This is a genomic window from Rhizobium sp. NFR12 (genome assembly GCF_900108545.1).
In the GTDB taxonomy this organism is placed as follows: Bacteria; Pseudomonadota; Alphaproteobacteria; order Rhizobiales; family Rhizobiaceae; genus Neorhizobium; species Neorhizobium soli.
In genome coordinates this window covers 98,969-110,601 of the sequence record NZ_FNWM01000003.1, presented here as the reverse complement: position 1 = coordinate 110,601, position 11,633 = coordinate 98,969, and the positions used below count along the sequence as shown (strand labels likewise).

The 11,633-nt window shown below is 60.1% G+C and carries 10 protein-coding genes and 1 pseudogene; 8 read left to right on the top strand and 3 right to left on the bottom strand.

The annotated features are described in order from the left end of the window. Positions 1-284: 284 nt before the first annotated feature. Complete coding sequence (locus BLW69_RS13975) at positions 285-437, bottom strand: DUF2256 domain-containing protein (protein ID WP_342344795.1); 153 nt, start codon at positions 435-437, stop codon at positions 285-287. Positions 438-668: 231 nt separating this feature from the next. Here BLW69_RS13975 and BLW69_RS13970 point away from each other — a divergent pair, with 231 nt between their 5' ends. After that, entirely contained in the window at positions 669-1,319 is a 651-nt protein-coding gene (locus BLW69_RS13970; protein ID WP_092662758.1) for a DUF2461 family protein, read from the top strand. 880 nt (positions 1,320-2,199) lie between these two features. Here BLW69_RS13970 and BLW69_RS22995 read toward each other — a convergent pair. Both BLW69_RS22995 and BLW69_RS13955 read right to left on the bottom strand, forming a co-directional pair. Next, positions 2,200-2,390: pseudogene (locus BLW69_RS22995) on the bottom strand (ribokinase); the annotation flags it as partial. Between the two features lie 198 nt (positions 2,391-2,588). Next, positions 2,589-3,611 (bottom strand): LacI family DNA-binding transcriptional regulator, encoded by a 1,023-nt coding sequence (locus BLW69_RS13955; protein ID WP_092662755.1) that lies wholly within the window; start codon positions 3,609-3,611, stop codon positions 2,589-2,591. A 315-nt stretch (positions 3,612-3,926) separates the two neighbouring features. On the opposite strand from BLW69_RS13955, the gene BLW69_RS13950 reads away from it, so the two are divergent. The 7 genes from BLW69_RS13950 (at position 3,927) to BLW69_RS13920 (ending at position 11,251) form a co-directional block, all read left to right on the top strand. Next, positions 3,927-5,213, top strand: a complete 1,287-nt coding sequence (locus BLW69_RS13950) for an ABC transporter substrate-binding protein (RefSeq protein WP_244508861.1) — start codon at positions 3,927-3,929, stop codon at positions 5,211-5,213. Positions 5,214-5,424: 211 nt separating this feature from the next. Continuing rightward, positions 5,425-6,372 (top strand): carbohydrate ABC transporter permease, encoded by a 948-nt coding sequence (locus BLW69_RS13945; RefSeq protein WP_092662751.1) that lies wholly within the window; start codon positions 5,425-5,427, stop codon positions 6,370-6,372. After that, on the top strand, positions 6,369-7,313 hold the full coding sequence (locus BLW69_RS13940; RefSeq protein WP_092662749.1) for a carbohydrate ABC transporter permease: 945 nt from the start codon (positions 6,369-6,371) through the stop codon (positions 7,311-7,313). The genes BLW69_RS13945 and BLW69_RS13940 overlap by 4 nt, the downstream gene beginning before the upstream one ends. Continuing rightward, a complete protein-coding gene (locus BLW69_RS13935) occupies positions 7,310-7,498 on the top strand; it encodes a hypothetical protein (RefSeq protein WP_092662747.1) in 189 nt (62 codons plus the stop codon). The genes BLW69_RS13940 and BLW69_RS13935 overlap by 4 nt, the downstream gene beginning before the upstream one ends. A gap of 3 nt (positions 7,499-7,501) precedes the next feature. Next, positions 7,502-8,599 carry an ABC transporter ATP-binding protein gene (locus BLW69_RS13930; RefSeq protein ID WP_092662745.1) on the top strand — a complete coding sequence of 366 codons (1,098 nt, stop codon included), beginning with the start codon at positions 7,502-7,504 and terminating at the stop codon, positions 8,597-8,599. After that, complete coding sequence (locus BLW69_RS13925) at positions 8,592-9,587, top strand: ABC transporter ATP-binding protein (RefSeq protein WP_092663428.1); 996 nt, start codon at positions 8,592-8,594, stop codon at positions 9,585-9,587. The genes BLW69_RS13930 and BLW69_RS13925 overlap by 8 nt, the downstream gene beginning before the upstream one ends. Positions 9,588-9,598: 11 nt before the next feature. Beyond that, the gene (locus BLW69_RS13920) at positions 9,599-11,251 is read left to right on the top strand and encodes a dihydroxyacetone kinase subunit DhaK (protein ID WP_092662743.1); all 1,653 of its coding nucleotides are present in this window, start codon (positions 9,599-9,601) and stop codon (positions 11,249-11,251) included. The last annotated feature ends 382 nt before the right edge of the window (positions 11,252-11,633 follow it).

Here is an 11,633-nt window from a genome sequence, read left to right as displayed (position 1 = left end):
GTATGGGAGATCCGCTTCACGGTCTCGCCTACAGCGGGATGCTGAGGAGGCTCCGGACCCAATGGCTTTGCATGATCTTGAAAAAGCCCGTCCCCAGTAAGTGGCTCCTTCAAATCGAGAGCTATATGGTAGGGTCACTTGCAGCTGGGAGGATCGACGAGCAAACGTTCCTCGCCTCCGTTGCTGCGGCCACGTTCAGGTTTCTGCGAGGGCGCGATACGCTCGTGCGCCAACACACCCACCGTTCGACGGGTCTTGCACGATTTATTGTGCTAGCAACGTGATCATGACGTGGGTAATGGCTTGAGCTTAGAGCGGCGGCAGCGTTCAGAACAGTACTTCACGTCGCTCCAGTTCTTGGCCCACTTCAGCCTCCATGCAAAAGGTTTTCCGCATGTCGCACACGTTTTTATCGGCAGATCCGCTTTCTTGACCATTCTCGCCATATGGATCCTCTCCTATTCAACGTGTTTACGAAAATGCGAACGAACCACTCGCCGCTCAGTTACCGAAGTGGCACTTCCACGAGCCCTACCCTATCTGGGGAAGCACTCAGCGATTGGAAGCACCCGACTTCAACCTCTTTTCATGTCCGCTCGAGCTATTTCTGTTCACTTTACGTTCCGCCTGCCCTATGACAGGCGGGTTTGCCATGTTTGAGACAGTGGATGATCAACCGATCGACTTTTGAATTTCTAGAGGAAGCCTCCAGTAATCACGGCGCCGAGTGGCTCGACGACAACCGAGCTAGACTTGATTGCGCGCGCCGCGACTTAATTGAATTCACCCTAGCGTTAGCTAATAGCACAGGGTCGATCGACAAGCGCGTAGATGAGGCCAACCGAGATCCCCGCAAATGTTTGAGTGCCGCGTCTATCTCGAAAGGCACCTGCTGCATCACGTTGCGAGTTTCGCCTTCGAAGAACGCAGCCGCGACATATTTCGTGCAAATCTCTCCGCACAGCTCATACAGCGGAGGCGGAGCGCTGCTACCCCCGCCACGGCTTGCCCGCATTTTGCGGCAAACAATCGCAAGCCACACCGGCAAATGGAGAGGGATCGTCGAGGGTCCATTATTTCGGACATATTTCCCAAGTGGTCTGACAGGCGGTCATGATTTGAGCGCCAGCGGGTACGTCAGAAATCACGACGCGCTCGACTTTTTCAATCTCAAAAACTTCGGAGCCTGTCGCAACGTTTCTGACGAGATGCTCGTGTCCTCCAATCTCGTAGAGGAAATAGTAAAATCATTCGCCGCTGCCCGCGGCCTGGTCGATTACATCAATCGGGCATCGACTAAGCTCCCCGAGTCCCGATAACCGGACGGCTCTTGCGCGCACACTTACTGACCCGAAGCTTATCGAGACGAAAAAGTAGGCTCGCGACTATCAGCACGGTCGGGATGTGCTTGATCGGTTTCCTGTCATTGAGCTTGTTTAGGACGCTAAAAAGGTGGCTGCAGAAGTCTCGGCATTAGAGATTTTGCTTGCGAGCACTTATACGGTAGGGACCGGCTCTCTCCCCCATTACGACAGATTTCCAGGAAAGGGTGATCTCTCTTCGCGCAGTCAAGGCATCAACCGCTTCATGGACGGCTGGCATGTAGTCACGCCACTCAAGCGGAGCGTTGTGATCATTTGCAAGGCTGCGCGCAACTTCGCTCGGGCACGTCGTCCCATCAGGTCGACTGGCGACAAAACTCAAAATGGTCGATTCCGCATCCGCTCTCATGGCTCGTCCCCATCTAATTGAACTGTTTCGCGGGTAATTTGACAGGTAAATTGTCTCAGCAAAGCATCAGGCAAGACGATCTCTGCGCAATATGTCTCACAGAGGTGGTGTTGCGCTGGACGGCTCCGTTTTGAATAAGGGAGAGAGCTACCTCGTTCAGGCAAAGCGATATGGAAAACCGTTCAACCATGCGGCGGCTCTTGACGCTGTCTCAGCTGCCGGGAGACGCAGCGGATCGTTACTCAAGATCTTACCGATGCGCCACCCCGTCATCGCAGAGGCTTTGGAGACGCCATTGATTGTCAGCTTGGGATGCTTGAGCCACTGCTCGATCGCAACAGTGGTGACGAACCTGAAGGCGTCATAGATGGTATTGCTGATCGGACTTGAGGCGAAATCCCGCGTCCGCGTCGCAGGGATCATGACCGGGACGCCGCTGCAGATCTCGACGTTGTCCGAATACGGGGTTGCCGAGCGCACGCCGGCCTTGGCTGCGGAAACCGCTCGGTTGCCGCCCTTGCCGCAACATGCCGGGTTCCAGGCGGAGCCGGTGACTGTTTCGCCTTTGCGCGGCCGTGCCGGACCGGACATTTGACGATGATGTCGTAATGCAGACTGCCGAAAACGACGACAGCGGGGCTGAATGCGGTCTTAGAAATTTGTCTTTCCGTCTGGAGGCGACGGCCGCCATAGTCTTTTCGGGATTTTCCCCAAATTGCCTATTGCACATCACCGGTCGCCGAAGTCCCGCCGCCAGGCGCAAGTAGATGTAAACGCTCGTCTATTTGCTCCGCATCCGGCCAAATCAAAGCCTCTGACCAATCGCGCGCGCCGCCCTCGCCGGCCCTCGATATGACTCAAAGGTTTTCCTTGAGTAGAATTTCGATGCGGATCTTTTCCTGTGCGGCGAGCGGCTCGCGGGCATCCGAGCGGGCGCGCATGATGCGAATTGCACTGCGCACCGCATGGCCCGGATCCTGTGCGATCACGGCATCGATACGGTCGTCCCGAAGCGCCTGTTCGGTGAAGGGAGTTCGCTCGTGGACAACCACGGCAATACCGCCGAGATCGACGTTTCCGGCAGCAGCCAGGATCGGCACGCGAGCCTCTGCGCTCAGCACGTAGATTCCGGAAACATCGCGATTGCCGGCCAACACGCGGGCCATCACCTGCTGGCTACGTGCCTCGTCGGCGTGGGTTTCGATGGACGGCAGACAGGTCAGATGCGGAAAGGCACTGTTGATCACGTGGTCGAAGCCAAGGCGGCGTTGGATGCTGTCGAGCGACTGCATGGTTTCCGCGATCACCATGACCTTTCCCGGTTGGGGACCCGCAAGCATGCCCATCAGCTTGCCCGCGGTCGCACCCGCCGCAAAGTTGTCGATACCGACGAAATCAGCCTCTGGCAGCTTTTCCTGCCCGGACAGGAATTGCACCACCTTGATGTTGCGCTGGAGAAGCCGCGCCATGGCGTCACGCACCTGAGGCGATTCAGGCGCCATGACAGCCACGCCGTCGACCTCCTCCTTGTCGAGGCTGGAGAGGAGCTTTGCCACGCCGTGCGCATCGTCGATCCCGATCTGGCGGTAGGCAATCTCGGTGAGGTCGCCCTTGAGCGCATCGGTCAGCTCTTCAACGTGCCGCAGGAGCTCCTTGAGGTATAGATCGCCGCTTGCCGGAAGCAGGAAGAGAAAGCGGTACACCTTGTTGCGGGCAAGGCTGACAGCCGCCGGATTTCGAACGAAGCCGATCCGCTCGATTGCGTCATTGACCAGCCGGGCGGCCTTCAGGCTCACATTCGGTCGTTCGTTCAAGACACGATCGACCGTTGCAAGGCTCACGCCTGCAGCCTCGGCCAGATCCTTCGCTGTTGGACGCATGACGACTTCCCAATGATTTCCGCCTTCCAGAGCTTTCCTCCAAAACATCAACAAACGCAAGAATTGATGTGCGCACCTCAAAAATCACTTGCTTTGAGGTGCGCACATCAATTAGCCTCCATCTGGGTTCGGGAGAGGCATCCATTACACCCCGTTCCGCTGGAGGAGGCCGGCCAGAGATTAGGGTCCGGAGCCGGCATTTGGCCCGCAAGGGCGTTTCGCCATCCGCAGGAGACCGGACGGCGCTGGGAGGATGACATGATGAAATCGCTTTACGTGAAAGGTCTGCTTACTGCCGGAACGGTCGCCTGTTCGATGGGTTTCGGCACTATGATGGCGCATGCCGACGAAAAAGAACTGACGCTCTGCTGGGCCGCATGGGACCCGGCAAACGCACTCGTCGAACTCAGCAAGGGCTTCGAGGCGTCGTCCGGCATCAAGATGAAATTCGAGTTCGTCCCGTGGCCGAACTTCGCCGACCGCATGCTCAATGAACTCAACTCGGGCGGCAAGCTCTGCGATCTGATGATCGGTGACAGCCAGTGGATCGGCGGCGCCGCCGAGAACGGCTGGTATGTGAAGCTCAACGAGTTCTTCGACAAGGAAGGCATCAAGATGGATGCCTTCGTTCCGGCAACCGTCACGGGTTATTCCGAATGGCCGAAGAACACCCCGAACTACTGGTCGCTGCCAGCCTTCGGGGACGTGGTCGGCTGGACCTACCGCAAGGACTGGTTCGAGCGGCCCGAAATTATGACAGCCTTCAAGGAGAAGTTCGGTCGCGACCTGACGCCGCCCGCAACCTTCGACGAACTGAAGCAGGTCGCCGAATTCTTCCAGGGCCGCAAAATCGATGGCAAGACCGTCTACGGCGCCTCGATCTATACCGAACGTGGCTCTGAAGGCATCACGATGGGCGTGATGGACGTGCTCTACAGCTATGGCTTCAAGTACGAAAACCCGAAAAAACCATATGATATGAGAGGCTTTGTCGATTCCGAGGGCGCTGTGAAGGGCCTCGAATTCTACAAGTCGCTCTATGATTGCTGCGTCGCACCGGGCACATCCAACACCTACATGGGGGAAGGCATCGACGCCTACAAATCGGGCCAGGTCGCCATGCAGATGAACTTCGCCTTTACCTGGCCGGGGTTCGAGGCTGATCCGAATGTCGGGGGCGGAAGGACTGGTTATCTCGTCAATCCCGCAGGGCCCGGTGGCGAGAAGTTCGCCCAGCTCGGCGGCCAGGGCATTTCGGTCGTCGCCAATACAGACAACATGGACGGCGCACTGGGCTACATCAAATGGTTCGCCCAGAAGGATGTACAGGACAAATGGTGGTCCATGGGCGGCTTCTCGTGCCTTCGCGCCGTCGTCGAAGACCCGAATTTTGCCAAGAGCCAGCCCTATGCGCAGACCTTCCTCGACAGCATGGCGATCGTAAAGGACTTCTGGGCCGAGCCGTCCTATGCGACGCTGCTGCAGGCATCGCAGAAGCGGTTCCACGACTATGTCGTCGCTGGCAATGGCACCGCGAAGGAAGCTCTGGACGGGTTGATTGCCGACTGGACGGAAACGTTCGAGGACGAAGGCAAGCTCTGACACAAGAAGATCTTGGCTCCTGGATCTGATCCTGGCGCAGTGTCTCTAATCTTTCCCCCGGCAATGCCGGGGGAAAGCCAAAGCCAAGCGTTGCCGCCTGCACATCTTTAGAAACCCAGCCTGCCGGCACAACCCGAGCTTTGCCTTGTTGCCTCACCGGCCACGGCACCGCATGCGGTTGCCCTTTGGAAACGCCACACGGATCCGGACGATGACCGACACACCCGCAGACCGCCTCGCCCGCGCGACGCCACAACCGGTTGCAAAACGCATCCGGGGCTTAAGCGACAGGGCAATCGCCTGGATCTTCGTGGCGCCCACGATCTTCCTGCTTCTGTCGGTCAACATATTTCCGCTGATCTGGACGATCCGCCTGTCCTTTACGAACTTTGCTGCCAACAAGCCGAACGCGGAGGTGAAGTGGGTCGGATTGCGGAACTACACGCGCATCCTCACCGACGCCGATACCTGGGCGAACATGCAGACGACCGCCCATTTCCTCATCTGGACGATCACCTTCCAGGTGCTGATCGGCTTCTCCTTGGCATGGCTGATCAACCGCAAGTTCAAGGGCAACGACCTGGTGACGACGCTGATCGTCATCCCGATGATGCTTTCGCCCGCCGTGGTCGGCAACTTCTGGACCTTCCTCTACCAGCCGCAGATCGGCCTCGTGAACTACGCCGTCGAATTCCTGACCGGCATTTCCGCCGACAGCTTCTCGATGCTTGGCCCCGGCGGCTGGGCGCGCTGGGCGATCGTGATTGTCGACACCTGGATGTGGACGCCCTTCGTCATGCTGATCTGCCTCGCCGGACTGCGCTCCATCCCCGATTACATCTATGAAGCAGCCGAAGTCGACCGCGCATCGAAGTGGCGGCAGTTCTGGACGATCACGCTGCCGATGGCGCTGCCATTTCTGATGCTGGCAGTCCTGTTCCGCGGCATCGAGAACTTCCGGATGTTCGACCTCGTGGTCCTTCTCACCGGCGGCGGGCCGGGGGACGAGACGCTGCTCGCCTCGATCGACCTCAAGCGCGAGGCCTTCGAGAAATGGCGGACCGGCTATTCCAGCGCCTATGCAATTGTCCTGTTCGTCACGGTATTCGGCCTCGCCTCCATCTATGTGAAGGCCCTGAACAAGGTAAAAGAACGATGAGCGCACATTCCGTCACCGAACCGTCGCCCGCCTCGAAGTGGATTGCCGGCATCCTGGTCGGACTTTATGCGGTGATCACGCTGATCCCGCTCATCTGGATCATTTCGACGAGCTTCAAGTCCGGCCCGGATTCGATCAGCTATCCGCCGAAGGTCGTCTTCCAGCCGACGCTCGAAGGCTACGTGAACCTCTTCACGACACAGTCGCGCCCCTCGGCGGAAGACCTTGCCAGGCTGCCGGCACCAACCACGTGGTATGACAGGATCACGCGGGAAAGGGGCATGATCATTTCGGGCCCCTCACGCTTCGGGCAACGGTTCCTGAACTCGGTCATCATCGGCTTTGGCTCGACATTCCTGTCGATCTTCCTCGGAACGCTGGCAGCCTACGCCTTCAGCCGCTTCAAGGTGCCGCTCAAGGACGACCTTCTGTTCTTCATCCTGTCGACCAGGATGATGCCGCCAATCGCCGTCGCAATCCCGATCTACCTGATGTTCCGTCAACTGGGGCTTTCGGATACGCACCTCGGCATGATCCTGCTTTATACGGCGGTCAACCTGTCGCTGTCGGTCTGGCTGCTCAAGGGATTTATTGACGAAATTCCGCGCGAATACGAAGAAGCGGCCCTGATCGATGGCTATACCCGCTTCCAGGCCTTCTACAAAGTCGTCCTGCCGCAGGCGGCAACAGGCATCGCCTCGACCGCGATCTTCTGCCTGATCTTCGCCTGGAACGAATATGCTTTCGCAGTCCTGTTGACGAGCGGCAATGCCCAGACGGCGCCCCCCTTCATCCCGACCATCCTGTCGGTTGGCGGCGGTATCGACTGGCCGGCCGTTGCGGCTGCAGCGACACTGTTCCTGCTGCCCGTGATTATCTTCACCGTGCTGCTGCGCAAGCATCTGCTGCGGGGCATCACCTTCGGAGCCGTGCGCAAATGATGAACTTCCTTGCCCGCCTGCGCCGGTTCCGGCGACCCGAATGGGAGATGTTTGCCTCGGCGCTGATCGCGCTCGGCGTGGTCATGCTCATGCAGCCGCTTTCGCTGACACTCTTTACCTTCTCCTTTCCAGTGACGCTGATCGGAACCGTCATGTTCATCGTCGTCAGTCATTTTCCGGAGTAGATCATGGCCCAGATTCGCGTTGAGAACCTGCGTAAGGACTTCGGAGCCTTCAATGCGGTGAAGTCGTCCAGCTTCACCGTCGAGGATGGAGAGTTCTTCATGCTGCTCGGCCCGTCCGGCTGCGGCAAGACGACGACGCTGCGGATGATGGCCGGCCTTGAACTGCCGACCAGTGGCGAGATCTATATCGGCGGCGAAGAGGTCGGCATGAAGCGCGCGAGCGAGCGCGACATCGCCTTCGTCTTTCAGATGTTTGCGCTTTATCCGCACATGAACGTGCGCAAGAACATCTCCTATCCCCTGGTCAGCCAAGGCATAGCGCGCTCGGAAGTCGATCGCCGCTTGGCGGAAGTCGTCCGCATCCTGCAGATTGAATCCATCCTCGACAAACCGGTCGGCGGGCTTTCGGGCGGCGACCGCCAGCGCGTCGCACTCGGCCGTGCGATCGTGCGCCAGCCGAAGGCCTTCTTCATGGATGAGCCCCTCGGCGCGCTCGATGCGGAGTTCCGCGAGCATATGGCAGAGGAGCTGCGCGCCCTGCATGACCGCATGGGGGCGACCACCGTTTATGTCACCCACGACCAGCTGGAAGCCATGCAGATGGGCGACAAGATTGTCGTCATGAACCACGGCGTGATCGAGCAATTCGGCAAGCCCCAGCAGATCTATGACTGGCCGGCAACCAAGTTCGTGGCGAAATTCATCGGCTCGCCCCCGATGTCGTTCCTGGAATTCGAAGGTGCGATCGACGACGGGGGCGACGCGGTGACGATCGGTGGGTCCCGCATCGAGGTTCCCAAATCCCGCGAAGGCGGCAAGGGTGCGCTCACGCTCGGCGTCAGGCCGGAACATGTCCGCCTGTCGGACGCAGCCGGTCTTCGCGGGCGGGTGGCCGCCGTCGAATATCTCGGCACCACACAGATCGTCACGATCGAGACGGCGCATGGAGAGATCAAGGCGCGGACGGCGTCGAGCGATGCCATCCGGACGGATGTTCCCGTCGGGCTTGAATTCGATCGCCGCTCACTCACCCTCTTTGATGCGAACAGCGGGATCGCACTGGTGTCCGAAGCCAATGAAGGAGTTCTCACCCGTGGCTGAAGTCGTCCTTTCCAGCATCCGCAAGTCGTTTGGCGCCACCCGCGCGCTCGACGACGCGGTGATGACCGTACCGGACGGCGCCTTCGTGGTGCTTCTCGGTCCGACCGGAGCCGGCAAGAGCACGCTGCTGCGCCTGGTCTCGGGCCTCGACACGCAGGACAGCGGCGACATCAGGATTGCCGGACAGTCCATGGCCGGGCTGACGCCGGCACAGCGCAATGTCGCGATGGTCTTCCAGCAATATTCCCTCTACCCGCACGTGACGGTGCGGCAGAACCTCGAATTTCCGCTGAAGTCGCCGCTGTTGCGCACGCCGCAGGCGGTGATCGACCAGAAGGTGAAGGCAATCGCCGAGGTCCTGCAGATCGCCCACAAGCTGGACAACCGGGCAACGGCCCTTTCGGGCGGCGAGATGCAGCGCGTGTCGATCGGCCGGGCGCTGGTCCGCAATCCGCAGATCTATCTCATGGATGAGCCGCTGAGCTCGCTCGATGCGAAACTCCGCGCCGACCTTCGGGTCGAACTGAAGAACATCCAGGCCCGGTCCGGCGCCACCTTCCTCTACGTGACGCATGACCAGATCGAGGCGATGACCATGGCAACCCATGTCGGCGTGCTCAAGGAAGGACGCCTCGTGCAGTTCGGTTCGCCGCGCGAGATCTACGAAGCGCCGGTCAGCATCTATGCCGCGACCCGGCTTGGCCAGCCGCGCATCAACGTGCTCCCCGCACACCTCTTCCCCGGAGCAGTGGCGGGGGCCCATACGATCGGGCTTCGGCCCGAGCATATTCTCCAGGGAGAAGGGCAGGAAGCCAAGGTGGTCCGGGTGGAACATCTCGGCGACCAGACGCGCCTTCATCTCACACTTGGAGAATATCCGATCATCACCGTCACCGATGCCCACACCGCCCTGAAGGGCGGCGACATCATCAAAATCCAGCCGCAGGAGCCGATCTATTTCGATGCGGCCGGAATGCGTCTCGTCTAAGGGAGGGTCTCATGTCTCAATTCCTCAACAGCCGCGAAAATGCCGTCACCGAGGCGATCGACGGCATGCTCATGGCCTCGGCTGGAGCGCTGAGCCGCCTCGACGGCTATCCGCACATCCGCGTCGTGTTGCGATCCGACTGGGACAAGTCGAAGGTCGTGATTGTCTCGGGCGGCGGATCCGGCCATGAACCGGCCCATGCCGGTTTCGTCGGTCGCGGCATGCTGACAGCCGCCGTCTGTGGTGATGTCTTCGCCTCGCCGAGCGTTGACGCTATTCTAACCGCGATCCTCGCGGTGACTGGCCCGCTCGGTTGCCTGCTGATCGTCAAGAACTATACAGGCGACCGGCTGAACTTCGGCCTTGCGGCCGAACGCGCCCGTGCCTTCGGGCTGAATGTCGGCATGGTGATCGTGGATGATGACATCGCGCTCCCCGATCTGCCGCAGTCCCGCGGTGTGGCGGGCACGCTCTTCGTCCACAAGATCGCCGGTGCGATGGCGGAAAACGGCGCAAGTCTTGATGCCGTCATCGACACTGCGCGGCGGGTGATCGCCAATACCCGCTCGATCGGCATTGCACTCGACACCTGTACCGTGCCGGGCTCGCCGAAGGAAAAACGCATTCCCGAAGGTCACGCCGAACTCGGCCTTGGCATCCACGGTGAGGCGGGTGTAGAGCAGATCGAGTATGACGGCGTGCGCGGCGCCGTGGCCGCCATGGTGGAGCGGCTTGCGGCGGGCATGGAGGACAAGCCGCATGTCGTGCTTGTCAACAATCTCGGCGGCACCTCCGTGCTGGAAATGGCCGTGGTCGTCAACGAACTGGTTCAATCGGCGATCGGCGCGCGCCTCTCGCATATCGTCGGGCCTGCTGCGATGATGACCTCGCTCGACATGCAGGGCTTTTCGATTTCCGTATTGCCGGCGGAAAAGGCCGATCTCGACTTGCTGGCCAAGCCGGTCGGCCTTGCAGCATGGCCAGGCGTGACGGCGATGCGACCCGTCAACGTCATCGCCCTGCCCGATGGACTGACCCCGATCGCGCCGCTTGCCTCGCAGCATCTGCCCACCCGTCAATTCCTCACAGAGTGCTGCAAGCTCCTGATCGAGGCGGAAAAAGACCTTAACGCGCTCGATGCCAAATCCGGCGACGGTGACACCGGCTCGACCCTTGCAAGCGCCGCGCGTGCCCTGATCGAGGCCCTCGATAGGCTACCGCTTGCAGATCACACCCAGCTCTTTCGCGCCATGGGCCAGGAACTCAGCCAGACCATGGGCGGCTCTTCCGGCGTCTTGCTCGCCATCTTCTTTGCCGCGGCAGGCGATGGGGCCTCAAGTGGTCTTGGCATGCGCGACGCGCTCAGGGCCGGCCTTGCCCGCATGCAGGAAATCGGCGGCGCAGAGCTCGGCGACCGCACCATTGTCGATGCGCTCTCGCCTGCACTGGACGCCTATGACAAGGGTTTTGCAGCAGCGGCCAGTGCAGCCCGCGCCGGCGCCAACCTGACCGCAACCTATCTCAACGCACGCGCAGGCCGGGCGGCTTACCTGAATGCCCGGCAGCTCGAAGGTCACATCGATCCCGGCGCGGAGGCAGTCGCGCGTCTCTTCGAGTTTCTCTCCCTTCGACATAGCAGGTCGGAGGACAAACCCGCGGACTGACGGCGGGGATCGGCGCGGCGGGAGCCATCCTGGGCGAGGTCCGCCGCAACGCAAAACACCCGCAGCTTAGAGCTACGGGTGCTTTTTGATGATTTGGTTGCGGGGGCCTGATGGCGCAGCGATCTGAAAACTCGACCGCCTTAAACCCAAAGGAACCGTCGACTCGGTACTTACGCAGTTTGCAGAGTGGGTGTGCCGGCAGCTCCGCTCTTTACTGGGCACCGCGAAACCTGGATTTGAGGATGTCGCGCTATCGGTGTTCGGACGCTTTGGGTGTGAGGAAAGCAAGAAGTCTGTTGGTAGAACCGACAACTCCGGGGTAAGTGAGGATGCAGTTTCCAATAGGCAGGCTCTTTTCGGGAGGCTTGCTACCTGCATCGGC